Consider the following 25,287-nt stretch of genomic DNA (forward strand, 5'->3'; position numbering starts at 1 on the left):
CCTCCCTGCGGGCCGCCCTCCGGGGCGTCAGGGCGTTCTCGCAAGTTCGATGCGGCGCCAAGCTCTTTACGGCAACGGCAACGGCAACTGGCGATGCCGGCAGACGACGTCGGACCGCCGTTGCCAATCCCGAATCCCCAATCCCGAATCCCAGCTCAATCCAGCCGCTTGACCTTGGCCTTCGGGATCTGGCCTTCGACCTCCAGGTACCAGGCGCCCATCATGCCGGGGCGGATGGTGACCTTGGGCGCGCTGACCGGCTTGCCGATGAACAGCGAACCTTCGATCACGCGCCAGCGCTGGCCGTTCTCGAGCTGGATCACGTCGCCGTTGGCGAAGCCGCGGAAATCGCCCTTGACGGTCGAGCTGACCGGGTCGGCCTTGACCTTGGAGAACGGGTCGTTGCGTTCGGCCAGCACTTCGCGCTTGGCCTCGGCCACGGTCGCGGTGCGCTCCTGGCTCAACAGTTGGTTGAGCAGGGCCAACTGCTCCGGCGACAGCGTGTCCAGGCCGGTGGCCTTCATCTGTTCGGCGCTGAAGCGCTGTTCGACCGGGACGTATTGGCGTTCGGCGCCGGCCGCGGCGGCGGAAACGGCGAGCAGGACGGCGAGGCTCAACGAAGACAGCGCACGCATGGTGGACTCCGGAAGACGGGACGATAAGGAAGAAACGGCGAAGCCGGCCGGCGCCGGCTCGTCCGGCTTACTTGGTGCGGGTGACCTTGGCGCGGGTGTTGTAGCCCTGCACCGCCATGTACCAGGCGTTGCCGATCAGGCTCGGGGTGATCCGCACCTGCGGCGAATCCAGCTTCACGCCGGGCAGGTTGGCGTTGTCGTCCTGGCGCCATTCCTGGCCGTTGTCGAGCACATAGGTCTGGCCGCGGCCGAAGCCGGTGAAGGGGCCGGTCATGCGCGCTTCGACCGGCTCCTTCGAGCCCGAACCGAGGAAGCCGCGGTTTTCGTGCTTGACCTGTTCGCGGGTCTCTTCCTTGGCCTTGACCACGGCCTTGCTGGTCTCGCTGTCGAGAGTGCGGTTGAGCCAGGCGTTCAGGTTGGCGAGCTGTTCCGGGCTGAGCTGGTCCAGGCCGGCGGCCTTGAACTGCTCGGCGCTCATCTGCTGCTCGATCTTGGCCTGCGCGAGCGCAGCCGGCGCGGCCAGCGCCAGGGCCGCGGCGATGCAGGCGGCGAGCAGCGGGCGCGTCAGGACGGAGTGAATCGCGGACATCTGTGCTGTTCCTCAGGACGGATGCTCGCTAGTGTAGTCGCTGGTCCCCCTTGCTTCGCACCTGCGCCGCCCCCGTTGTGAACGCGTCCGCCGCCGAACCCCGTCCCGCCCTCGCCGATGTCCTGGCCCTGCCTGCCGCGCGCAGCCTGGCCGCGCCCCTGCGCAAGGCGCTGACCGCTGCGGCGGCGCAGGCGCAGGCGGGCGAGGGCGCGCTGGACGCGCCGGAGGTGGTCGCCGCGACGCTCGACGCACTGGCCTTGCTCGATGCCGACAGCGATACCGTCGCGGCCGCGATCCTGCACGCTTACCCGGGGTGGGCGGCGGCCTTGGGCCCGGGGCTGGAGCGCGATTTCCCGGTGGTCGCGGCCTTGCTCGACGGCCAGCGCGCCGCCGGTCAGGTCTGGGCGCTGCATGCCGAACAGGGCCGGCGTTCCGGCACCGAGGGCCTGCGCCGCCTGCTGCTGGCGATCGTGCGCGACCTGCGGGTGGTGCCGATCCTGCTCGCGCGCCAGCTCGCGCGCATGCGCCACGCCGAGCGGCTGGCGCCGGACACCCGCCGCGAGCTGGCCGCGCTGACCCGCGACATCCACGCCCCGCTGGCCAACCGGCTGGGCATCTGGCAGCTCAAGTGGGAGCTGGAAGACCTGGCGTTCCGCTACCTGGAGCCGCAGACCTACCAGAAGATCGCCCGCCTGCTCGACGAGAAGCGCGGCGACCGCGAGCGCTACATCGAACAGGTCAAGCGCACCCTGCGCGAGGCCATGGCGGCGCAGGGCCTGCAGGCCGATGTCGCCGGCCGGCCCAAGCACATCTACAGCATCTGGAAGAAGATGCAGCGCAAGGACGTGCCGATCGGCGAGCTCTACGACCTGCGCGCGGTGCGGGTGCTGGTCGACGACCTGGCCTCGTGCTACGCCGCGCTCGGCGTGGTCCACGCCCAGTGGACGCCGATTCCGAGCGAGTTCGACGACTACATCGCCCGGCCCAAGCGCAACGATTACCGCTCGCTGCACACCGCCGTGGTCGGGCCGGAAGGCAAGACCCTGGAAGTGCAGATCCGCACCCACGAGATGCACCGCCAGGCCGAGCTCGGCGTGGCCGCGCACTGGAAGTACAAGGAAGTCGGCAGCCACAGCGCCGACGCCGCGTTCGACCGCAAGATCGCCTGGATGCGGCGCCTGCTCGACGCCAAGGGCGGCGACGAGGCCGCGCTGGCCAGCGAGCTGGACACCGAACTGGTCGAGGACCGGGTCTACGTGCTCACGCCCAAGGGCGAGGTGATCGACCTGCCGGCCGGCGCCACGCCGCTGGACTTCGCCTATCACGTGCACACCGAGGTCGGCCATCGCTGCCGCGGCGCCAAGGTCGACGGCCGGATCGTGCCGCTGGACCACAAGCTGCGCAGCGGCGACCGGGTCGAGATCCTCACCGCCAAGACCGGCGAACCGCGCCGCGACTGGCTGGTCGCGGCGAACGGCTTCCTGGCCAGCAACCGCTCGCGCGAAAAGGTGCGGACTTGGTTCCACAAGCTCGACCGCTCGCGCAACGAGAGCGCCGGGCGCGAGCTGCTGGACAAGGAGCTGCGCCGGCTGGGCCTGCTCGGCGCCGATCTGGCGCCGGCGCGCGAGCGCTTCAACCTGGCCAACGACGGCGACCTGTACGTGCAGGTCGCACTCGGCGACCTGGGTCCGCACCAGATCGGCCGCGCCCTGCTCGAGCACGAACGCGCCCTGGCCGCACCGCCGCCGGCGCCCGCGCCGGGCACCGGCGCCGGCACCACGACCGTGCTGACCCCGCCGGCGCCGCGCAAGTCGGTGGGCAAGAGCACCGACTTCACCGTCGAAGGCGTCGGCAACCTGCTGGTGCAGCTGGCGCGTTGCTGCCAGCCGCTGCCGGGCGAGCCGATCGTCGGTTACCTGACCCGCGGTCGCGGCGTCAGCGTGCACCGTCCCGGCTGCGGCGCGTTCGAGCGTCTGGCCGCGGCCCAGCCGCAGCGCGTGCTGCCGGTGGAGTGGGGGCGCAAGGGCAGCGGCTACGAGATCGACGTCGAAGTGCTGGCGCTGGACCGCAAGTGGCTGCTCAAGGAGGTCACCAACGTGATCGCCCAGGGCAATGCCCACGTGGTCAGCATCCGCAGCGACGTCGAGCGCAACGGCGCTCAGGTGCGACTGCGCCTGCGTCTGCGCGTGGCCGATTACGGCCAGTTGTCGACCCTGCTCGGCAAGCTGTCCTCGCTGCCGGGCGTGGAGTACGCACAGCGGCATTGAGCCGGGCGGCACGGAATCGGAACGATCGCCGGCACGGGCCGGCAGTGTGATCCGCGTCGGCCGCGGCCGTGCCGGCGATGCGCTGTGCCGCGGCGGCGTCGCGGTCGCGACGCGACAGTCATGCGTCGGCGCTATCCTGTGACGGTGAATCCGGATCCGCCGTCGCCGTCCCCCGTTTCCCGCACGCGCATCGAGCCGGCATCGGGCGATTGGAGCCGGTTGCGCTTCGACGACCCGGCGCCGCTGCGCGAGACGCCGCCGCGCCTGCAGCAATGGGGCCTGCGCGCCGCCATCGCGCTGGCGGCGGTGATCGTGCTGACGATGATTCTGGAACGGCAGGCGCTGTCGGAATGGCTGTGGCCGGACACCCGCGCCCAGGTGCTGCGCGAACAGGCTGCGCAGGCGCTGGCGCAAGGGCGGCTCAGCGCCGCCGACGGCCGCGGCGCGCGCGAACTCTACGAGGCTGCGCTGGCGCTGGACCCGGACCGCAACGATGCCCGCGCCGGCCTGGCGCGGGTCGGCTTGGCCGCGCTGGACCAGGCCGAGGCGGCGATCGCCGGTGGCCGATTCGATCAGGCCCGCGAATGCCTGACCCTAGCGCGCGAGCTGGCTACCCCGCGCGACCGGGTCGAACCGCTGGCGCGCAAGTTGCGCGAGCGCGAAGCCGCGCACGCCGGCCTGGACGGGGTGATCGCCGCCGCCGCCGCGGCACGCGCGCAGGGCCGGCTCGATGGCGGGCCCGACGCCGCGCTGCCGCTGTACCAGCGCGTGCTGGAGCTGCAGCCGCAGCACAACGCCGCCCTGGAGGGGCGCGACGACACCCTGGCCGACCTGCTGCAACAGGCGCGCGCCGCGCTGCAGCGCGGCGAACTGGCGCGCGGCGCGCAGGGCGTGCAGCGGGTGCAGGCCGCCGATGCGGGCCATGCCGATTTGCCGGACGCGTTGACGCAGTTGGAGACCCTAGTCGAGCGTCGCCGTCGCGACAGCGAGCGCGCCTTGCAGCGCGGCCGTCTGGAGCAGGCCGCGGCCGGTTTTCAGGACCTGCTCGCGGTGCATCCCGAAGACGAAGCGGCACGGCGCGGCTTGATCGCGGTGGCCGAGGCGCACGCCGCGCGCAGCGAGCGCTATGCCGCCGATTTCCGGCTCGCGCAGGCCGAGGCCGAGTGGGCGCGCGCGCGCGCGTTGGCGGTCGACGCGCCCGCGGTGGCGAGCGCGCGCCAGCACCTGGAGCGCGCGCGCGAATCGCGCAAGCGCCTGCACCAGGAGCCGCCCGCCGTGCGCCGGCAATCCCTGCATCGCCTGCTGGCCGAAGCCGCCGCGGCCGAGCAGCGCGGCGATCTGCTGACGCCGCCGGGCGACAGTGCCTACGACAAGCTGCGCGCGGCGCAAGCGATCGCGCCGCAGGACCCGGCGGTGCGCGCCGCCGCGGCGCGTCTGCTGCCGGCGGCGCGGCGTTGCTTCGAGCGCGAACTCAGCGGCAACCGCTTGTCGCGCGCCGGCGAGTGCCTGGCCGCGCGCCGCACGCTGGAAGGCGGCGGCACGGCGGTGCGCGAAGCGGCCGTGCGCCTGGCCCAGCGTTGGGTCGCGGTCGGCGACGAGCGCCTGGGCGCCGGCGAACTGCGCGCGGCGCGCGCCGCGGTCGACGCCGCGCATGCGCTCGACGCCGCCGCACCGGGCTTGGCGGAACTGGCGGCGCGGGTGCGCAGCGCCGAGGCGGCGTCGAACTGAGACGGCTGGACCGCGGCTGAACGCGCGCTGCCGGCGGGCTGAGCGATAATGCCGGCCCCCGATCCGTCGCGAGCCTCGCCCGCCGTGCCTGCCGCCTCCTGTTTCCCGATCCCGTCCCCGCCGTCGCCGTTGCGCGCGCGGGCGGAGTGCGGAGCCGGGCGATGAACCGCTTCGACACCCACGCCGACCCGGCGCTGCGCGTCACCGTGGTGCTGTGCACGTACAACGGCGCGCGCTATCTCAGCGCCCAGCTCGACAGCCTGTTGGCGCAGGAGCGCAGCCCGGACCGGATCGCGATCGCCGACGACGCCTCCAGCGACGCCACCTGGACCCTGCTCGAAGCCTTCGCCGCCCGCGCCCGCGCCCGCGGCATCGAGGTCGATCTGCAGCGCAATCCACGCAACCTGGGCTACCTGCGCAACTTCGAGGCCGCGCTGGCCCGCGCCGGCGCCGGGCTGGTGTTCCTGTGCGACCAGGACGACGTCTGGCATCCGAACAAGATCGGCGATTTCGTCGAGCGTTTCCGCGCCGACCCGGGCCTGATCGCCTTGCACAGCGATTCGCGCCTGGTCGACGGCGAGGGCCGCGACCTCGGCGGGCGCATGTTCCAGACCCTGGAAGTCGCCGAGGCCGAACTGCAGGCCTTGCACGAGGGGCGCGGTTTCGAGGTGCTGGTCCGGCGCAACATCGTCACCGGCGCGACCCTGGCGATGCGGCGCGAGCTGATCGATCGCGCGCTGCCGATTCCGAACCTGCCGGCGTTGGACATCGGCCGCTTGGGCTGGGTCCACGACGAATGGTTGGCGTTGATCGCCGCCGCGACCGGCCGCATCGACTGCATCGAGGCGGCGACGATCGATTACCGCCAGCACGGCGGCAACCAGATCGGTGCGCGCCGGCGCAGCCTGGCCGAGCGCCTGGGCGGCGGCAAGCAGCGCCGAGAGCACATGCAGGCGATGGTGGCCAAGCTGGAATCGCTGCGCGCCCACATCGACCGCGCCGGCCTGGCGGTCGACGCCGGCAAGCGCGCCATGCTGGATGAGCGCTTGAACCACCTGCAACTGCGGCTGGGTTTGTCGCCGCGCTTTCTGCAGCGGTGGCCGTTGATCCGCCAGGAGTGGCGCCACGGTCGCTACCGGCGCTATTCGGCCGGCCTGCGTTCGCTGGTCTGCGATCTGCTGGGGTTGCGTTGATGAGCGCCGCGGCCGCGAATCCCGGCGCCGACGTTTGCGCCGTCATCGTCACCTATCACCCACAGACCGACCTGCTCGACGGCGTGGTCGCCGCGGTGCAGGGCCAGGTCGGGCAATTGCGGATATTCGACAACGCCAGCCCCGACCCGGCGCTGGACGGTTATTTCGACGGTCTGCGCGCACGCGGCGTCGAGGTGTTCCGCTCGCCGCGCAACGTCGGCCTGGGCAGCGCGATCAACCACGCCGCGCGCGCCGCGCGCGCCGCCGGCTTCGCGCACGTGCTGTTGATGGACCAGGACAGCACGGTCGATCCGGACATGGTCGCGCAGCTGCGCGCGGCGCTGGACCGGCTGCGCGCGCAAGGGCCGGTGGCCGCGGTCGGGCCGCAGTTCCGCGACGCCCGCACCGGCGCGGTCGCGCCGTTCGTGCGCATCGGCTTCCCGCTCAACCGCAAGCTCTACGGCGGGCCCGGACAGACGGTGGACTGCGATTTCCTGATCACCTCCGGCAGCCTGCTGCCCTTGGACGCGCTCGACGCGGTCGGCGGCATGGACGAAGGACTGTTCATCGACAACGTCGACATCGAATGGAGTTCGCGCGCGCGCCACCGCGGCTACCGCCTGTACGGGGTCTGCGACGCCGGCATGCAGCACCGCATCGGCGACCTGGTGCCGCTGGCGTCGTGGTTGCCGCTGCGCACCGTGGTGCACAGCCCGACCCGGCTGTACTACATGATGCGCAACCGCGTTCTGCTGTACCGCCGCGCCGAAGTGCCGTTGCGCTGGGCGGCGCAAGATCTGCCGCGGTTGCTGCTCAAGTTCGCCGGCACCGCAGTGTTCCTGCGTCCGCGCCTGGGCTATGTGCGGGCGATGCTGCGCGGCTTGCGCGACGGTCTGTGCGGGCGCGACGGGCCGATGCCGAGCCGGACGGGCGACGCCCACGGCCGAGGTTCCGATCCGAAGCGATAGAGCTGCGCCCGGGCCTTCCTGCCGAAAACCGGGGCGCGCAGGCGCGTGCCACTGAGCGGGGGCTCGGCTCGAATCGCGCTATGCCGACGGGCCGATCGCCGGGATCGCCGCCCCGATCCGTCACCCCACTCCGAAGCCGCGCTCCGAAGCGAGGGGCCCCATGCCGGCACTCGTTGCCGGGAACCCGGTCGAACGGACGCACGCACGCCGGACCCGGTCGTTCGCCGCTTTGCCCATCCTGGCGACAGCCCCGCCGAGCGCCCGTCCATCCCCGTCGCGCGTCCCCCCTTCTGAACGCCCGCGCACCATGCCGCAGGCCCCGGCCCGGCCTGCGGACGCCTGCGCTAGACTTGCCGCGACTCCCCGTACGGTAAGCCCGTGGCCCGCATCGATTACGACGAAGACCAGCACGACGACGACAGCGACGACGGCCGCGCGCCGACCTGGCGCCGCCGCCTGGTGACCTGGGGCCTGGCCGTCGCCGGCCTGGGGCTGGGGTTCCTGATTCCGTACACGCTTTATCTCAACCACGAAGTCGGGCAACGCTTCGGCCAGCTGCGTTGGCAGATCCCGACCCGGGTGTATGCGCGCCCGCTGGAACTGGCGCCGGGCTTGGCGCTGGACGCCGCCACGTTGAAGACCGAGCTCGATGCCGCCTCCTACCGCGAGGACGGCGGCGCCCGCCCGGGCACCTACGCCCGCGACGGCGGCCGCTTCACCATCGCCAGCCGCGGCTTCAACGACGTCGACGGCAAGGTCGCGCCGCGCCGGATCGAAGTCACCGTGTCCGGCGGCCGCGTCGCCGCGTTGCGCGACCTGACCACGCGCAAGTCCCTGCGCGTGGCGCGCCTGGACCCGGCGCGGATCGCGACCCTGTACGGACAGAAGCAGGAAGAGCGCCGGCTGGTGCGGATCGAGGAAGTGCCCGAGCTGTTGGTCACCGGCCTGCAGGCGGTGGAAGACCGCGACTTCAACCACCACTTCGGCATCGACCTCAGCGGCATGGCGCGCGCGGCGTTCAAGAACGTCGCCGCCGGCCGCGCCAAGCAGGGCGCCAGCACCCTGACCCAACAGCTGGCGCGCAGCGGCCTGCTCGGCATCGGCCAGGAGCAGACCCTGACCCGCAAGGGCAAGGAAATCATCTATGCCTTGTTGATCGAGGCGCGCTACGACAAGCGCACCATCCTTGAGGCCTATTTCAACCAGGTCTACCTCGGCCAGCGCGGCTCGCAGGCGATCCACGGCGTCGCCGCGGCCTCCGAGTTCTGGTTCGGCCGCGACCTGCGCGATCTCAACACCGAACAGATCGCGCTGTTGATCGGCATCGTCCGCGGCCCGTCCTACTACGACCCGCGGCGCAATCCCGAGCGCGCGCTGGAGCGGCGCAATTTCGTCCTCGGCGAAATGCACGAGACCGGACTGATCGACGACAAGGAGTTCCAGCGCGCGCTCAAGACTCCGCTCGGCATCACCCAGAACCCGGGCAACATCGCCGCCAACCGCTTCCCGGCCTACGTCGACTTGGTCCGCCGCCAGTTGGCCCGCGACTATCCGGCCGATGCGCTGGCCGGCGCCGGCCTCAGCGTCATGAGCGGCATGGCGCCTTCGGCCCAGGCCCAGGCCGAAGGCGCGGTCGCGCGCACGCTCAAGAGCCTGGACAGCAAGCGCCGCCCGCCGCTGCAGGCCGGCCTGGTGGTCACCGACGTGCACAACGGCGAAGTGGTGGCGGTGGTCGGCAGCCGCGAATTCACCCAACACGGCTTCAACCGCGCGGTCGAGGCGCAGCGTCCCGTCGGCTCGTTGCTCAAGCCCTTCGTGTACCTGTTGGCGCTGGCGCAGCCGGGCGAGTTCAACCTGGCGTCGTGGATCGACGACTCGCCGGTGACGGTCAAGCTCGGACGCGGCCGCAACTGGAACCCGGGCAACTCCGACGGCCGCAGCCACGGCATGGTGCGCATGGTCGACGCGCTGGCCATGTCCTACAACCAGGCCACGGTGCGGATCGGCATGAAGGTCGCGCCGGAGCGCATCGCCGACCTGATCAAGACCCTGGCCGGCATCGAGGCGACGAACAACCCCTCGCTGATCCTCGGCGCGGTCGACCAGAGCCCGTACGCGATGGCGCAGCTGTACCAGTTCCTCGCGTCCGGCGGCGAGATCCAGCCGCTGCACGCGGTGCGCGGCGTGCTCGACGCCAACGGCAAGGCGGTCAAGCGCTACGACAAGGAACCGGCGCCGGCGCAGGAAGGCGACGCGATCGCCGCGCGCCTGATCACCATCGCCCTGCAGCAGGCGGTCAGCAACGGCACCGGCCGCCAGCTGATCGGCGACGGCCTCGGCCGCCTGGCGCCGGCCGGCAAGACCGGCACCAGCAACGATGGCCGCGACAGCTGGTTCGCCGGTTGGACCGGCGATCACCTGGCGGTGATCTGGGTCGGCAACGACCAGAACCAGACCACCGGCTTGTACGGCGCCACCGGCGCGATGCGGGTGTGGTCGTCGATCTTCACCCGCTTGCCCAGCGCACCGCTGAAGGTCACCGACAAGGGCTTGGACTGGCAGTCGGTGATCGGCACCCACGTCACCGACGCCAGCTGCGCCGGCGCGCGCCGCTTCCCGTTCGTGGCCGGCTTCGCTCCGGAATACGCGCCGTGCCCGGCGCCGCAGCCGGAAGGCGGCGAAGAATCCGGCGGCGGCTGGCGCGAATGGTTCGGCCTCGGCCGGGACAAGGACGAACCCGCGCCGCCGGCGCCGTCGGATCCCCCGCCCCCGGAGCAATGAGTCATGAGTCGTAGTTTTTCCGGCGCTGTCCCCCGCGGCGCCGCGTTGCTCGCACTGAGCGTCCTGGCCGCGGCCTGTTCGGTCGCACCGCCGCAGCCCAGCGCCCTGGCCGAAGCCAATTTCAACGGCGAAGCGGCGATCGCCGCGGTGCGTTCGGCCGGCGGCGCCGCCGCGCGCGAGCTCGACGTACAGCCGATCCGCGACCCGCAGGTCGAGGATCTGCGCCAGCAGGCGGCGCAACTGGAACGCACGCGCAAGTACCCCGAGGCCGCAGCCGCGCTCGACCAGGCGCTGCAGCTCAACCCCAGCGACCCCGCGCTGCTGCAGGAACGCGCCGAGACCGCCTTGCTGCTGCACCGGCTCGACGACGCCGAGCGCTACGCCCAGCAGGCCTTCGACGGCGGTTCGCAGGTCGGCCCGCTGTGCCGGCGTCATTGGGCGACGATCGCCCAGGCCCGCCAGGGCAAGCTCGACGGCGTCAACGCGGCGATGAAGCTGGCCCAGCGCCAAGAGCATTACGATGCGTTGTTGCCGCAACGCAGCCAATTGACCGAAGCGCGCAAGCAGGCCCAGGCCCGCATCGACACCTGCACGGTCGCCGCACCGCCACGCTACTGATCTTTCGTCTATGGAACCCAGCCGCCTTGGCGTCGCCAGTCGTGCCGCGCTGAGCGAAGGCGGCGACCTGGCGCGCAACATCGCCGCCTTCGCCCCGCGCCCGGCACAGCAAGACCTCTCGGGCGCGATCGCCGACGCCTTCGAGGCGCGCTCGACCCTGCTCGCCGAGGCCGGCACCGGCACCGGCAAGACCTTCGCCTACCTGGTCCCGGCGCTGCTGTCCGGGCTCAAGACCATCGTCTCCACCGGCACCCGCGCGCTGCAGGACCAGCTCTATCATCGCGACCTGCCGCGGGTGCGCGACGCGCTCGGCACCGGGCTCAAGACCGCGCTGCTCAAGGGCCGGGCCAATTACCTGTGCCGCTACCGCACCGAGCAGGCCAAGGGCGAGCCGCGCTTCTCCAGCCGCGAATACGCGGCGCAATTCCAGCGCATCGTGGCCTGGTCCGGGCGCACCCGTTCCGGCGACCTGGCCGAACTGGAGGCGCTGGCCGAGGATTCGCCGCTGCTGCCGATGGTCACCTCGACCGCCGAAAACTGCCTGGGCAGCGACTGCCCGATGTACGCCGACTGCTTCGTGGTGCAGGCGCGCCAGCGCGCCCAGGCCGCCGACCTGGTGGTGGTCAATCACCATCTGCTGCTCGCCGATCTGGCCCTGAAGCAGGAAGGCTTCGGCGAAATCCTGCCCGGCGCGCAGGCCTTCGTGGTCGACGAAGCGCACCAATTGCCGGAACTGGCCGGACAGTTCTTCGGCGAGGCGATCAGCGCCCGGCCGCTGGTCGAACTGGCGCGCGACGCCCTGGCCGAGTGCAAGCAGGTGCCCGGTTCGCTGGCGGCGATGCAGGCGCCGGCGCGCGAGTTGGAGCAGGCCGTGCGCGCGTTGCGCGCGGCGATGGACGAACTGCCGGTGCGCGCGACCCGCCGCCGCGCCGCCGAAGTGCCGGCGGTGGAAGAGGCCTTCGACGCGCTGCAGGCGGCGCTGCTGACGTTGGAAGAGGCGTTGGAGCCGTTGCGCGCCTCGGCGCCGGGGTTCGAAAGCTGCCACGCCCGCGCCAGGGAGTTTTCCGCGCGCTTGCGGCGCTGGCGCGGGTTTCCGCCGGCGGTTTCGCTGCCGGCGCCGGTCGAGGACGAGAGCGAGGAGGCCGCGACAGGGGACAGCGGTGCGGCTGCCGCGTCCGCCCTGCGCGCCGCGGCGCCGACCGTCGCCGCGGAAGGGGCGGGCGAGGGCGAGGACGTCGGCGAAGCCGGGGACCCCAAGCGCGACGCCCGCCGCGGTGGCGGCAGCGTGCGCTGGTACGAACTGACCGCGCGCGGCTTCCGCCTCAGCCGCACGCCGCTGGACGTGTCCGGGCCGCTGGCCGAGCATCGCGAACGCTCGCGCGCGGCCTGGGTGTTCACCTCGGCCACGCTCGCGGTCGGCGGCCAGTTCCAGCATTACGCACGCAAGCTCGGCCTGGTCGAGCCGCGTACCTTGTTGGCCCCGAGTCCGTTCGACTGGCAAACCCAGGCCCTGCTGTATCTGCCGCCGGGCCTGCCCGACCCGATGGTGCGGCATTACAACGACAGCATGGTCGACCGCATCCGGCCGGTGCTGGAGGCCTCCGGCGGCCGCGCCTTCGTCCTGTTCGCCTCGCACCGCGCCCTGCGCGAAACCGCCGAATTGCTGCGCGACGGCCCCTGGCCGCTGTTCGTGCAGGGCGAGGCGCCGCGGCACGTGCTGCTGGAACGGTTCCGCGCCTCCGGCAACGGCGTGCTGCTCGGCGCCGCCAGCTTCCGCGAAGGCGTCGATGTCGCCGGCGAGGCGCTGAGCGTGGTGGTGATCGACAAGCTGCCGTTCGCCGCGCCCGACGACCCGGTGTTCGAGGCGCGGCTGGAGGCGATCCGCCGCAGCGGCGGCAACCCGTTCCGCGACGAACAGCTGCCGCAGGCGGTGATCGCGCTCAAGCAGGGCGCCGGCCGCCTGATCCGCAGCGAGAGCGATCGCGGCGTGCTGGTGCTGTGCGACCCGCGCCTGACCACCAAGACCTACGGCAAAACCTTCCTGGACTCGCTGCCGCCGTTGCCGCGCAGCCGCCGGATCGAGGACGTGGCCGATTTCTTCGCCGGCCGCCCGCTGGCCCTAGAATCGGATTCGTCCGCGCCGGACGGCGAGGACTATTACTACCGCTGAATGCGGTCGACGCCGAACCAGGAGACGGGCCATGAGCGAACAGGAACCGGCGGCGCGCAAGCCGCGCGTGCACGGCTTGGGCGGAGTGTTCTTCAAGGCGCGCGATCCGGCCGCGCTGGCGGACTGGTACCGGCGCCACCTGGACCTGGACGTGCAGCCCTGGGGCGGGGCGCTGTTCCGCTGGCAGCGCGCCGGCAGCGGCCAGGACGCCTGCACGGTGTGGGCGCCGTTCGGCGAGGAGAGCACCTACTTCCAGCCCAGCGACAAGCCCTACATGCTCAATCTGCGGGTCGACGATCTGGCGGGCACCCTGCAGGCGCTGCGCGAGGAAGGCTGCACCGTGCTGGACCGCCATGAGGAGTCCGAGCAGGGCAAGTTCGGCTATGCGCTCGACCCGGAAGGCGGGCTGCTGGAGCTGTGGCAGCCGGCGCCGGGCTACTGAGGCGCCCGCCGCGGCCATGCCCCGCCGCAGCGCTTGGGCGATAATCCGGCGATGAAACTCCTGGCCTTCGAAACCTCCACCGAAGCCTGCTCCGTCGCCCTGTGGCTGGACGGCGAGGTGCGCGAACGCTTCGAACTCGCGCCGCGCCGGCATGCCGAACTGTCCCTGCCCTGGGCCGAGGCTTTGCTGGCCGAGGCCGGGATCGGGCGCTCGCAGCTCGATGCGGTCGCGCTCGGCCGCGGCCCCGGCGCCTTCACCGGCGTGCGCCTGGCGATCGCCGTGGCCCAGGGGATCGCCCTGGCGCTGGACCGGCCGCTGCTGCCGGTGTCGACCCTGGCGATCCTGGCCCTGCGCGCTTCGGTCCCGGCGGGTGAGGCCCCGGCGGGCGAGGCCGCGCCGCATCGCGTCTACGCATCGATCGACGCGCGCATGGGCGAGGTCTATACCGGCGCCTTCGAGCTGCGCGACGGCGAAGCGTTCGCGCTGGACGCCGAACGCGTGTGCGCGCCGGCCGAGGCGGTCGTGCCGGGCGAGAACGGCGGCTGGCTCGGCGTCGGCACCGGTTTCGGCGCCGCCGAGGGCGCGCTGGCGCAACGCCTGGCGCCGCGCTTCGCCGCGATCGACGCGCAGGCCCTGCCGCATGCCGCCGACCTGGCCCGGCTCGCCGCTGCCGCCTACGCGCGCGGCGAGGCGATCGCGCCGGAGCTGGTCGAGCCGGCCTATCTGCGCGACAACGTCGCCCTGACCATCGCCGAGCAGGCGGCGTTGCGCAATCGCGGCGGCTGATCCGCACTGCGTTCGGCGAAGGAGAACGGACATGTCCCGCAGCACCGTATGGACGATGGCGCTGATCGCCTGCGCCGCACCGGCCTGGGCCGAAACCCGGGCCGACGTCTGGCAAGGCGAGATCGGCAAACTGCCGGTGGTGGTCGAGTTGAGCGGCGAGGGCTCGCTCAACGGCCAATACTTCTATCGCAAGCATTTGCGCGATCTGGAGCTGCAGGGCGTGCGCGACGGCAGCGGCGTGCACCTGCAGGTACGCGATCGCGACGACCGCATCACCGAACGCTGGGAACTGCGCGAGCGCGGCGGCGCGCTGGAAGGCCAGTGGCAGGCCGGCAAGCGCAAGCTGCCGGTGCGCTTGCAGCGGGTCGACCTGGAGGCGCTGCGCGCCGGCAAAGACGGCGAGCGCTATCGGCGCGGCGGCGGCGAGGTCGGCGCCTACGATGCGCTGCGCCTGAGCGAACTGAGCCTGCAGCGGGGGCGCAGCGCAGAGTTCCAGGGCCACCGCCTGCAGTGGTGGAGCGAGCCGCGCAGCGGCATGCACCTGTTCACGGTCGAATCCGGCTACGACCAGGCCACCCGCTCGCGCCTGAACCGCATCCTCGAACAACGCCTGTGGCGCTCGGCGCTAGACGCGTTGCAATGCCGCTCGGCCGAGAACAGCGAGTTCGAACAAAACGTGACCCCGCGACTGCTCGACCGCCGCTTCCTCAGCGTCAGCCTGATGAGCAGCTATTACTGCGGCGGCGCGCATCCGGACTTCAGCGACTCGCCCCTGAACCTGGACGTGCGCAGCGGGCGCGAACTGGATCTGCAGGACGTGCTGTGGCTGGGCCAGGGGCGACCGCCGGCCGCCGATGCCGAGCGCCGCGATTACGACGATCCCGAGTATCGGCGTCTGCGCGATTACCGCGACGACACCCTGGCGCCGTGGATCGTGGGCACCCTGCGCAAGCTGCGGCCGCAGGACATGGCGGCGCCGGCGAAACCGGACGAGGGCTGCGACTACAGCGACCCACAGGTCTGGAACCTGCCGATCTGGCATCTGCAGCCGGGCGGGCTGTACGTCGGCCCGTATTTCGCCCGGGTCGCGCGCGCCTGCGAGTACCCGGAGTGGTCGGTGATTCCCTGGAAGCTGGTCGAGCGCCATCCGGGCGCGGCGTTGAAGGCGAAGTAAGCCTTCCGCAACCCCGCCGTCGACGGACGGCGCGGTTCGGCGCGTCGCCTGCGGCGGTGCGGCGAGGGGCAAGAAAACGCCGCACAGACGGGAGCGAAACATGCGGGCCATGCAGTGGAGGCTGTTGGCGGCGACGGTTGCGGCGCAATCGGCGGTCGCGGCGCAGGCTGAGGCGCCGCCCGCCCGGGTCATGGCCGTCGAGACCGCGTCCGGCGCGAGCTGGAGCGGTCTGGTTCACGAGCGCCAGCGGCTGGGAGGGCGCTGGGTGCTGAGGTTTAAACGCGAGCAGGGTTTGCGCATCGACGGCCGGCCGGTCGACGCGCCGGTCGGCGCGGACGCGTTCGCCGAAGCGCTCGACGCGGGCCTGCGTGCCGTCGCCGACAGCGGCGGCACGGTGGAGGCGATCCAGGTCGATGCCTTGCTGGTGCGCGAGACGCGCGCGGATTGGGTCGCGGCGGTCAAGCGCGCGGCGGCGCGGCAAACCGGTGCGGTCGGCGCGCGCGGCGCGGTCGATCGCGCGGTGTCGGCGGCCTTGGCCGAAACCGCTCAGGTCCGGCGGAGCTGCGCCGTGGCGCAGCGCTACGGCTGGCGCTGCGCCGATCCGGCGGTCGCGACCGATCCGGTGGTGTATCGGCGCGAGGTGTTCGGCCAGCCGTGGGCGCGAGTCGCCGCCGAGGCGGACGCGGGTTTGGCCGAGACCGTGTGGTTCGAGATTCGGGTGCGGCGGCCGTAAGCGCAGCGCGGCCGCAACGCGTTCATTCGTCGACCAGCGCCCCCGCCGGCAGGAAGTTCCAGGTCCGGGTCACGTGCAGGATGTCCGGGTCTTCCTCGGTCTTGGGCAGCGGCGGGTAGGGCTCGGCCAGGCGGGCGATGCGCAGGGCCGAAGCGTCGAGCAGGGCGATGCCGCTGCTGCGGATGATGTCGGCGCGCTCGACGCTGCCGTTGCGGCGCACCGCGACGCTGATCACCACCTGGCCGGCGAGGCGGCGACGGCGCGCTTCGTCCGGGTAGTTGAGGTTGCCGACCCGTTCGACCCGGTCGACCCATTCGCGCAGGTAGCCGGCCCAGGCGTACTCGGTGGTGCTGGCGGAGACGAACTTGCGCGTCGGCCGCTTGGCGTAACGTTCCGAGCGCATGTGGATCTCGGCCGCCAGGCGCGCCATTTCGATGTCGTGCTCGATCTTGCGATCGCCCGGCGGCAGCGGCCGCTCGGCCGGCGTCGGGGTGTTGCGGTCGCGCGCGGTCACGGTCTCGCCGCGGGTGCTGCTGACCACCCGCGCCACCGGCTGCGGCTGCGCGCTCGGCGACTGCGCGCGCAGCGCCATCTGCGCCACCCCGGCCTCGGCCTGCGGCGCCGGGCCGGACTGGTTGTCGCGCGGGCGGGTGCTCTTGTCGTGCTCGCCGCCGCCCTGGTTGTTGGCCTGGGCCAGGAAATCGGCCTGCTTGGGCGTCAGCGCGGTCTGGGTCTGGGTCAGGATCACGTCCAGGGTGGGCACCACCGGCGCGGCGCGCTCCAGGGTGTAGCCGACGCCGAGCAGGAGGATGCCGTGGACCAGCACCGACAGGACCATGGTCGCGCCGAAGCGTTGCGGCTCGCCCAGGCCGGTGCCGGGCAGGGACGGGGCGGCGGCGCTCATGCGGCGCGGGCGGCGGCCACGCGCGATTCGATCGCGTCGAACAACAGGCCGGCGATATTGAGGCCGAACTGCGCGTCGAGCTCGCGGATGCAGGTCGGCGAGGTGACGTTGAGTTCGGTCATGAAGTCGCCGATCACGTCCAGGCCGACGAACAGCATGCCGCGGCGGCGCATTTCCGGGCCGACCTGGGCCGCGATCCAGCGGTCGCGCTCGCTCAGCGGCCGGCCTTCGCCGCGGCCGCCGGCGGCGAGGTTGCCGCGGAACTCGTCGCCCTGCGGAATCCGCGCCAGGGCGTAGTCGACCGGCACGCCGTCGACCAGCAGGATGCGTTTGTCGCCGTCGCTGATCTCCGGCAGGTACTTCTGCGCCATGGTCAGGTGGCGGCCGCCCTCGGTCAGGGTCTCCAGGATCACGTTGACGTTGGGTTCGCCGGCGCTGAGCCGGAAGATCGAGCGCCCGCCCATCCCGTCCAGCGGCTTGAGCACCGCCTGCCGGTGGAAGGCCAGGAACTCCTTGAGCTCGGCCGGGCTGCGGGTCACCAGGGTGGCCGCGCAGCACTGCGGAAACAGCAATGCCGCCAGCTTCTCGTTGTAGTCGCGCAGGCCCTGCGGATCGTTGACCACGAAGGCGCCGGCGCGCTGGGCGATGCTGAGGATCTGGGTGTCGTGCAGGTACTCGGCGTCGACCGGCGGATCCTTGCGCATCAGCACGACGTGGCGGCCATCGAGCTCGATATGTGACCAAGATCCCAGTTTGTACCAGCCGCTCGCATCGTCGCGCACCTGCAGCTCGGCCACATTCGCCATCGCATGGCCGCCGTGCAGGCTCAAACCGCCCGGCTGCACATACCACAGACGATGTCCGCGGCGCTGCGCTTCCAGTAGCATTGCGAATGTCGAGTCCTTGGCGATCTTGATCGACCCGATGGGGTCCATCACGACGACGATGTCCAGGGGCATGGAAGCAAATCCCGAAAAATTGACGGCGATGGTAGCAGGGAGGTCGCCGGTATCTGTCATGATGATGGGGTCGGAAACGGTCGCGCTGCGTCCATTTTCGACACGCGGCGATCAGGCCTTCGCGCCATGCGACCCGACGACGATGCGCCGGCCGACGGAAGCGGCCGGTTCGGCAGCGGGCGGCGCACGGGGGGACTCCGGTCCCGACCTTGACCGGTCACGAAAGCGCTGCGTATTCAGCTTTCCAGGCACGGAATGCGCGCTTGACAGCCTGCGTGCGGCTTGGAATAAAGACGGCTTCGCGGCGCCTGGGGAAAACAAGGCGTTCGCAATGGGGGATACAAAGAATGCTCGACGAGGTTCGTAGCGGCAGCCTCGACGGTCTCAGGGTCATGGTGATCGACGATTCCAAGACCATCCGTCGAACCGCCGAGACGCTGTTGAAACGCGAAGGATGCGAGGTGGTCACGGCCATCGACGGATTCGAAGCGTTGGCCAAGATCGCCGATCAGCAGCCGCAAATCATTTTCGTGGATATCATGATGCCGCGTCTGGACGGTTATCAGACGTGCGCGCTCATCAAGAACAATCAACTGTTCAAGGGCACGCCGGTCATCATGCTGTCGTCCAAAGACGGCCTGTTCGACAAGGCCCGGGGCCGCATCGTCGGTTCCGAGCAATACCTGACCAAGCCTTTCACGCGCGAGGAGCTCCTCGACGCGATCCGCAAGCACGTACACGCCTGACCGGGGGGTAAGGCACAGCATGGCACGCATCCTGCTTATCGAGGATTCGCCGACGGATACGGCGGTCCTGACCCAGTTGCTCAAGCGCAACGGGCATGAGGTTTCTACCGCAGGAAGCGCAGAGGACGGCATCGAGGCGTGCAAGCGCGAGCTGCCGGACCTGGTGATGATGGACGTGGTGCTGCCGGGCATGAACGGGTTCCAGGCTACGCGCGCGCTCAGCCGCGACGCGCAGACCAGCGCGATCCCGGTCCTGATCGTCAGCACCAAGGGCATGGAGACCGACCGCGCCTGGGGCATGCGCCAGGGCGCCCGCGACTACATCGTCAAGCCGCCGCGCGAAGACGAGCTGATCGCACGCATCAACGCACTACTTGCCGGGTAACAGAGACGATGACGTTCAAGCCGCCGTTCGATGTGCTGACCGATTACGAGCGCCGCAGCCTGGCGCACGTGCCCGGCCTGCCCGAACAGCTCGACGCGCCCGGCCTGTGGCGCGGCGTCGGTTACCGCATCGGCACGCGGCGGCTGGCGTCCACCTTCTCCGAGGTGGTCGAAATCCTGTCGTTGCCGCAGGTCACCCACGTGCCCGGTTCGCAGCCGTGGATGCTGGGCCTGGCCAACGTGCGCGGCAGCCTGCTGCCGATCGTCGACCTCAAGCAGTTCCTCGAGGGCGAGCGCACGGTGCTGCACGAAAGCCAGCGCATCCTGCTGGTGCGCCAGCCCGGCGGCGACGTCGCCGTGCTGATCGACGAACTGTTCGGCCAGCGCAGCTTCCACGACCAGCAGCAAATTTCCGTGGAGGACGTCGCCGAGCAGGGGCTCGCCGACGGCCGCTACGCCCATTTCATCGACCGGGCCTACCGCCTGGACGATCAGCCGTGGGGCATCTTCAGCCTCGACCGGCTGGCCCGCACGCCCGAATTCCGACAAGCAGCGGCCTGAGCCGCTCTCCAATCAGCCCGTAATTAGCCAGTACACCGAGGTTCGCGAACCATGAGCACAGTGATGGACAACGCCGGCAAGAGCCGCCTTCTGGGCGCCAATACCTGGCTGATCGTGCTGGGCATATCGGTGCTGGTGTTCGGCCTCAACACAGGCTATGCGACCTGGAAAGCGGCGCGCCTGGGCGGCGCCAGCTCGGCCGCGTCGAGCCTGCAGGTCAACTCGCAGAAGCTCGCGGTGCAGGGGCGCGAGGCGGTCGGCGGCAACAAGGACGCCTTCACCGAGTTCAAGAAGACCAAGTCGGCCATCGACGGCGACATCAATCAGCTCAACGACAACTTCGGCAGCACCGCCGGCGTGTCGGGTCCGATCGAGACGGTGACCAAGAGCTGGGAGCCGATGGGCAAGAGCGCCGATCAGGTGATCGCTTCGGAGAAGGCGGTGCTGGCCCTGGCCGGCAACGCCGACAGCTTCTCCGGCCGCGTGCCGCAGCTGCAGGCGCGCCTGGACGAACTGGTCCGCGCGATGTCGGCTTCCGGCTCGCCGTCCTCGCAGGTCTACATCGCCCTGCGCCAGGTCGTGCTGTCGGCGACCATGGCCCGCCGAATCACCGAAATCCGCGCCGGCGGCAGCGGCGCCGGCATGGCCGGCGAAGCGCTGGTCCGCGACGCCACCGTGTTCGGCAACGTCCTCACCGGCCTGCGCAAGGGCGACGCCTCCTTCGGCGTGACCGCGCTGTCCAACGGCGGCGCGCTCGCCGCGCTGGGCCAGGCCGAGGCGCTGTGGCTGGAAATGAAGAAGGACCTGGACGCCATCTCGGCCTCCTCGAAGGAGTTGTTCCAGGCCCAGGCCGCGGCCGAATCGATCACCGGCGGCTCGGAAAAGCTGCTCGGCGAAAGCGAAACGCTGTTCAGCGCCTTCACCGCCTTCGGCTCGCTGCGCGACAAGAGCTTCTTCGGCAACATCTGGCTGTCGATCATCTCCGGTCTGGCCGCGCTGGTCGCGATCGCCGGCTTGCTGTTCTCGCTGAACTACGCCCAGCAGCGCCGCTACCAGACCACCAAGGAACTCAACGACCGTAACCAGGAGGCGATCATGCGCCTGCTGGACGAAATGGGTTCGCTCGCGGAAGGCGACCTGACGGTGAAGGCGACGGTCACCGAAGACATGACCGGCGCGATCGCCGACTCGATCAACTTCGCCGTCGAACAGCTGCGCAGCCTGGTGCAGACGATTACCGACACCTCGGTGCAGGTCGCGTCCAGCGCCCAGGAGACCCAGGCCACCGCGATGCATCTGGCCGAAGCGGCGGAACACCAGGCCCAGGAGATCAACTCGGCCTCCGACCGCATCAGCGAAATCGCGGCCTCGATCGACCAGGTGTCGAAGAATTCGGCCGAATCGGCGGACGTGGCGCAGCGCTCGGTGCAGATCGCGACCAAGGGCGCGGGCGTGGTGCGGCAGACGATTCAGGGCATGGACTCGATCCGCGACCAGATCCAGGAAACCTCGAAGCGAATCAAGCGACTGGGCGAGAGCTCGCAGGAAATCGGCTCGATCGTCGAACTGATCAACGACATCTCGGAACAGACCAACATCCTGGCGCTCAACGCGGCGATTCAGGCCGCCTCGGCGGGCGAAGCGGGCCGCGGCTTCGCGGTCGTGGCCGACGAAGTGCAGCGACTCGCGGAACGCGCGTCCAACGCAACCAAGCGAATCGAGACGCTGGTCCAGACAATTCAGTCCGACACCAACGAAGCTGTGAGCTCGATGGAACAGACGACCTCCGAAGTGGTCGCGGGCGCACGACTGGCCGAGGACGCCGGCACCGCGCTGGGCGAGATCGAAAAGGTGTCGTCCGACCTGTCGAACCTCATTCAGGGCATTTCCAGCGCCGCGCAGCAGCAGTCCAGCGCGGCCTCGAACATCACCCAGACGATGAACACGATTCAGCAGATCACCTCGCAGACCTCGCAGGGCGCCAACCAGACCGCCGCGTCGATTGGAAACCTGGCGCAGCTGGCGGCCGACCTGCGCCGTTCGGTCGCCGACTTCAAGCTGCCGGCCTGATCGGAGCCGGACGCAGCGGCTCAGGCATGGCGGTTCGAGACGGATCAAAAGAAGGGTTGTACCGAGGATGAAGCTTCCGACACATCGCTGGCCGAGCCAGGGAACGGGTCCGCAGGGCCCCGCTGACGGGCGGGTCTGGCCATGACCGCGTTGCGCGAAGCGATCGACACCACCACGCTGGGCTGGATCAAGCCCGAGCTGGACGAGACCTTGCGCCAGGCGCGCCAGGAAATCGAAGCGTTCGCCGAAGAACCCGGCGACGCCTCGCGCATGCGCGTGTGCGCCAACCACCTGCACCAGGTGCACGGCACCCTGCGCATGGTCGAGCTGTACGCCCCGGCGATGGTCGCCGAGGAAATGGAGCGGCTGGCGATCGCCCTGCAGCAGGGCCAGGTCGCCGACCGCGACGAGGCCTGCGCGGCGCTGATGCGCGGCGTGGTGCTGCTGCCCGACTATCTGGAACGCCTGCAGGGCGGCCATCGCGACATTCCGATCGTGCTGCTGCCGCTGTTGAACGAACTGCGCGCGACCCGCGGCGAGTCCGGCCTCAACGAGAGCGTGCTGTTCGCCCCCAACCTGGACCGTCCGCTGCCGGCGCACCTGCCGCCGCCGCTGCCGGTCGCGGCGGCCGCCGGCCGCAACGCCAGCGCGCCGCATCTGGCCGCGCTGCGCGACGCCTTGAATGCGTGGCCGGAAGAGGGCGCGCCCGGCAACCCCAACCAACTGGCCTCGGCCATCGACGGCCTGCTCGCCGACGTGGTGCTGGAGCCGGTGCGGCGCATGCTCTGGGTCGCCTCGTCGGTGGCCCATGCGGTGCGCGACGGCGCGCTGGAACCGACCCGCGCACTGCGCCAGGCCTTCGGCGGCGTCGAACGCGAAGCGCGCCAACTGCTGTCCGACGACGGCTTCAGCGCGCCGCGCGGCGAGCCCGCGGCCGAACCGACCCGGCAGCTGCTGTACCACGTCGCCCACAGCGACGGCCGCCACCCGGCCCTGGACGATCTGCGCCAGACCTTCGAACTCGCCGCGCACCTGCCCAGCGAGTCGGAGCTCGAACACGCGCGCGGCAGCCTCAGCGGCCGCAACCGCGCCCTGCTCGACACCGTCGCGGCGGCGATCAAGGAAGACCTGCTGCGGGTCAAGGACGCGCTCGACCTGCACCTGCGCACCCATCAAACCGATCCGGCCGAACTGCGGCCGCAGGTCGAGGCGCTGGCCCGGGTCAGCGACACCCTGGGCATGATGGGACTGGGCATGGCCCGCACCGTCGTGCTGCAGCAGCGCGACGCGATGAACGAAATCGTCGAAGGCCGCCGCGCCGCCGACGAGGGCACCCTGCTCGACGTGGCGGGCGCCCTGCTGTACGTCGACGCTTCGCTGGACGACCAGGTCACCCGCCTGGGCCTGCCCGAAGAGCGCGGCGACGAGGACCTGCTCGCCGGCGAGGCGCGCAAGGTGCTCGACGTGGTCGCGCGCGAAGCCATCGCCAACTTCGGCGACGCCCGCCAGGCCTTCGTCGCCTTCGTCGAGACCAAGTGGGATCACGAAGAACTCAACGAAGTGCCGCGCGTGCTGGACGAAGTCGCCGGCGCGCTGCGCATGATCGAGCTGCCGTTGGCGGCCGATTACCTGACCGGCATCAAGCGTTACACCGAAGTCGAACTGATCGGCCGCCGCCGCGTGCCCAGCGGCCAGCAGCTCGACACGCTCGCCGATGCCCTGGCGAGCCTGGAGTACTACCTCGAAGCGCTGCGCGAGCAGCGCCCGAACCGCGACGACATCCTCGACATCGCACGCCAGAGCCTGGAGGCGCTGCGCTACTGGCCGCTGCCGGACGTGGTGCGGGTCGAGCCCGCGCCGGCCGACGTCGCGCCGGCTGCGGCCGCGCAGGACGCGGTCGCCGAGGCGGCGCCCGAGGTGGGCGCAACGGACGACAACGTCCGCACCGAATCCATCGTCGCCGAGGCGGCGTCGGCCGCCGATGCGGTCGAGTTCGTCGCCGGCGATACGGCCGAACAGCAGGGCGAAGTCGCGGCCCAGGCCGCAAGCGTCGAAGCCGCTGCCGAAACCGGTGCCGAAGCGGTCGCCGAAACGCCGGCGCCGGTCGAAGCCGGGACGGTCGACTCCATCGCCGATCCGGTCCCGGCCGCGACCGCGGTCTACGGCGGGTTCGAGCAGGTCGACGACATCGACGACGAAGTGCGCGAGATCTTCCTCGAAGAATTCGAAGAAGAGATCGGCAACCTCGACCAGCTGTTGCCGGCCTGGCGCGAGGCGCCGGAAGACCTGGCCCGCGTGCAGCCGGTGCGGCGCGTGTTCCATACCCTCAAGGGCAGCGGCCGCCTGGTCGGCGCCAAGACCCTGGGCGAGTTCAGCTGGAAGATCGAGAACCTGCTCAATCGCGTGCGCGAGCACGGCCGTGCGTCCAGTCCGGAAGTCATCGATCTGGTCACGCACGCACGCAACGCCCTGCCGGGCTTCTACGCCGCGCTGCGCAACGAGGCGCCGCTGAGCGTCGACGTGGCCGGCCTGGAAGCGCATGCCGACCTGCTCGCCAGCGGCGAGGAAGCGTTCTATCAGCCGCCGCAGCCGAGCGCGGTCGCGGCCGCCGAGCCGGAACCGGCGGTCGAAGCCGCCGCGACGCCGAAACCGATCGTCGACGGTCCCTACGTGCCGGCCGCGGTCGATCCGGTGCTGCTGGAGATCCTCGACGGCGAGGTCGCCGGCCACCTGGTCACCATCGAAGCCTGGCTCAATGCTTCGCAAGCGCAGCCGCAGCGCGCCAGCGATGCGCTGCAGCGCTCGATCCACACCTTGAACGGCGCGTTCGCGATGACCGAAGTGCCGGTCATCACCGACGTCACCGGGCCGACCGAAGCCTACGTCAAGCGCCTGCTCGCCAGCGGCGCGCCGGCCAGCGCCGAGGGCGTGGCCGCGCTGGGCGCGGTCGCCGAGGCGATCCGAATCACCGTGCAGGCGCTGAAGTCGCCGTCGCCGCACGTGCCGATGTTCGTCGGCCTGCCCGAGCGCATCGAAGCGTTGCGCGACAGCCTGCCAGATGCGCGTGCGCTGATCGTCGTCGACGACGAAGCCGATGCCGCCGCCGAAACCATGGCCGACTCCGCTGCGCCGAGCGAATTGACCTCGGTGCACGACCTCAGCGCCTTCGGCGAGGATGCGCCGGCGGAGCTGCCGGCCGAGGCTGCGCCGTACGAATCCATCGAATCCGGCGCTGCCGCCGGCATCGACCTGGACCTGGACGACTCCGCGCTGGAAATCGGTCTGGACCGTCTGCCGGGCGAGTTCGATCCAATCACCGCCCGTGCCCTGGGCCTGGTCGGCGGTAGTTCCATCGCCGCCGCCGAAGCGCAGCGCGCGGAAGCCGAGCGCCAGTTGGCCGAGCGTCTGGAAGCGGAACGCCTCGCAGCCGAGCGCGCCGAAGCCGAGCGCGTGGAAGCGGAACGTCTTGCAGCCGAGCGCGCCGAAGCCGAGCACCTGGAAGCGGAACGTCTCGCAGCCGAGCGTGCCGAAGCCGAGCGCCTGGAAGCGGAACGCCTTGCAGCCGAGCGCCTGGAAGCG

At 71.0% G+C, this 25,287-nt stretch carries 20 protein-coding genes; 16 read left to right on the forward strand and 4 right to left on the reverse strand.

The annotated features are described in order from the left end of the window. Window positions 1-155: 155 nt before the first annotated feature. Together TX83_RS09000 and TX83_RS09005 are read right to left on the reverse strand one after the other, a co-directional pair. The gene (locus TX83_RS09000) at window positions 156-635 is read right to left on the reverse strand and encodes a hypothetical protein (RefSeq protein WP_064747616.1); all 480 of its coding nucleotides are present in this window, start codon (window positions 633-635) and stop codon (window positions 156-158) included. Between the two features lie 67 nt (window positions 636-702). Next, on the reverse strand, window positions 703-1,224 hold the full coding sequence (locus tag TX83_RS09005; protein WP_064747617.1) for a hypothetical protein: 522 nt from the start codon (window positions 1,222-1,224) through the stop codon (window positions 703-705). A gap of 77 nt (window positions 1,225-1,301) precedes the next feature. Between TX83_RS09005 and TX83_RS09010 the strand changes: the two genes are divergently transcribed. From TX83_RS09010 to TX83_RS09060, 11 genes are all read left to right on the forward strand, one after another. Beyond that, window positions 1,302-3,491, forward strand: coding sequence for a RelA/SpoT family protein (locus TX83_RS09010; protein WP_064747618.1), 2,190 nt, complete (start codon window positions 1,302-1,304; stop codon window positions 3,489-3,491). Window positions 3,492-3,629: 138 nt separating this feature from the next. Continuing rightward, window positions 3,630-5,219, forward strand: a complete 1,590-nt coding sequence (locus TX83_RS09015) for a hypothetical protein (protein ID WP_141233436.1) — start codon at window positions 3,630-3,632, stop codon at window positions 5,217-5,219. Window positions 5,220-5,380: 161 nt separating this feature from the next. Continuing rightward, the gene (locus TX83_RS09020; protein WP_075575080.1) at window positions 5,381-6,412 is read left to right on the forward strand and encodes a glycosyltransferase family 2 protein; all 1,032 of its coding nucleotides are present in this window, start codon (window positions 5,381-5,383) and stop codon (window positions 6,410-6,412) included. Further along, window positions 6,412-7,380, forward strand: coding sequence for a glycosyltransferase family 2 protein (locus TX83_RS09025; protein WP_064747620.1), 969 nt, complete (start codon window positions 6,412-6,414; stop codon window positions 7,378-7,380). The genes TX83_RS09020 and TX83_RS09025 overlap by 1 nt, the downstream gene beginning before the upstream one ends. A 378-nt stretch (window positions 7,381-7,758) precedes the next feature. Beyond that, window positions 7,759-10,161 carry a penicillin-binding protein 1B gene (gene mrcB / locus TX83_RS09030; protein ID WP_064747621.1) on the forward strand — a complete coding sequence of 801 codons (2,403 nt, stop codon included), beginning with the start codon at window positions 7,759-7,761 and terminating at the stop codon, window positions 10,159-10,161. Between the two features lie 3 nt (window positions 10,162-10,164). Continuing rightward, window positions 10,165-10,779 (forward strand): hypothetical protein, encoded by a 615-nt coding sequence (locus TX83_RS09035; RefSeq protein ID WP_261370084.1) that lies wholly within the window; start codon window positions 10,165-10,167, stop codon window positions 10,777-10,779. A gap of 10 nt (window positions 10,780-10,789) precedes the next feature. Continuing rightward, window positions 10,790-12,949: an ATP-dependent DNA helicase gene (locus TX83_RS09040; RefSeq protein WP_064747622.1), complete on the forward strand. Its 2,160-nt coding sequence runs from the start codon at window positions 10,790-10,792 to the stop codon at window positions 12,947-12,949. 31 nt (window positions 12,950-12,980) lie between these two features. Continuing rightward, the gene (locus TX83_RS09045) at window positions 12,981-13,391 is read left to right on the forward strand and encodes a VOC family protein (RefSeq protein ID WP_064747623.1); all 411 of its coding nucleotides are present in this window, start codon (window positions 12,981-12,983) and stop codon (window positions 13,389-13,391) included. Between the two features lie 51 nt (window positions 13,392-13,442). Then, entirely contained in the window at window positions 13,443-14,177 is a 735-nt protein-coding gene (gene tsaB, locus TX83_RS09050; RefSeq protein ID WP_064747624.1) for a tRNA (adenosine(37)-N6)-threonylcarbamoyltransferase complex dimerization subunit type 1 TsaB, read from the forward strand. 31 nt (window positions 14,178-14,208) lie between these two features. Further along, the gene (locus TX83_RS09055) at window positions 14,209-15,351 is read left to right on the forward strand and encodes a hypothetical protein (protein ID WP_064747625.1); all 1,143 of its coding nucleotides are present in this window, start codon (window positions 14,209-14,211) and stop codon (window positions 15,349-15,351) included. A gap of 100 nt (window positions 15,352-15,451) precedes the next feature. Then, the gene (locus TX83_RS09060; protein WP_141233437.1) at window positions 15,452-16,084 is read left to right on the forward strand and encodes a hypothetical protein; all 633 of its coding nucleotides are present in this window, start codon (window positions 15,452-15,454) and stop codon (window positions 16,082-16,084) included. Window positions 16,085-16,106: 22 nt separating this feature from the next. On the opposite strand, the gene TX83_RS09065 is transcribed toward TX83_RS09060, so the two are convergent. Continuing rightward, window positions 16,107-16,988 (reverse strand): energy transducer TonB, encoded by an 882-nt coding sequence (locus tag TX83_RS09065; RefSeq protein ID WP_064747627.1) that lies wholly within the window; start codon window positions 16,986-16,988, stop codon window positions 16,107-16,109. Further along, on the reverse strand, window positions 16,985-17,947 hold the full coding sequence (gene gshB, locus TX83_RS09070) for a glutathione synthase (protein WP_064747628.1): 963 nt from the start codon (window positions 17,945-17,947) through the stop codon (window positions 16,985-16,987). The genes TX83_RS09065 and gshB overlap by 4 nt, the downstream gene beginning before the upstream one ends. A gap of 347 nt (window positions 17,948-18,294) precedes the next feature. Between gshB and pilG the strand changes: the two genes are divergently transcribed. The 5 genes from pilG to TX83_RS09095 form a co-directional block, all read left to right on the forward strand. Beyond that, window positions 18,295-18,693: a twitching motility response regulator PilG gene (gene pilG, locus TX83_RS09075; protein ID WP_031372856.1), complete on the forward strand. Its 399-nt coding sequence runs from the start codon at window positions 18,295-18,297 to the stop codon at window positions 18,691-18,693. Between the two features lie 19 nt (window positions 18,694-18,712). Beyond that, window positions 18,713-19,078 (forward strand): response regulator transcription factor, encoded by a 366-nt coding sequence (locus tag TX83_RS09080; protein WP_064747629.1) that lies wholly within the window; start codon window positions 18,713-18,715, stop codon window positions 19,076-19,078. 8 nt (window positions 19,079-19,086) lie between these two features. Beyond that, a complete protein-coding gene (locus TX83_RS09085; RefSeq protein ID WP_064747630.1) occupies window positions 19,087-19,638 on the forward strand; it encodes a chemotaxis protein CheW in 552 nt (183 codons plus the stop codon). A 51-nt stretch (window positions 19,639-19,689) separates the two neighbouring features. After that, entirely contained in the window at window positions 19,690-21,708 is a 2,019-nt protein-coding gene (locus tag TX83_RS09090; RefSeq protein ID WP_064747631.1) for a methyl-accepting chemotaxis protein, read from the forward strand. 141 nt (window positions 21,709-21,849) lie between these two features. Further along, the coding region (locus TX83_RS09095; protein WP_186442565.1) for an Hpt domain-containing protein at window positions 21,850-25,287 on the forward strand (3,438 nt) is incomplete at its 3' end.

This window comes from Lysobacter antibioticus HS124 (assembly GCF_000336385.2).
Taxonomy (GTDB): Bacteria; Pseudomonadota; Gammaproteobacteria; order Xanthomonadales; family Xanthomonadaceae; genus Lysobacter; species Lysobacter firmicutimachus.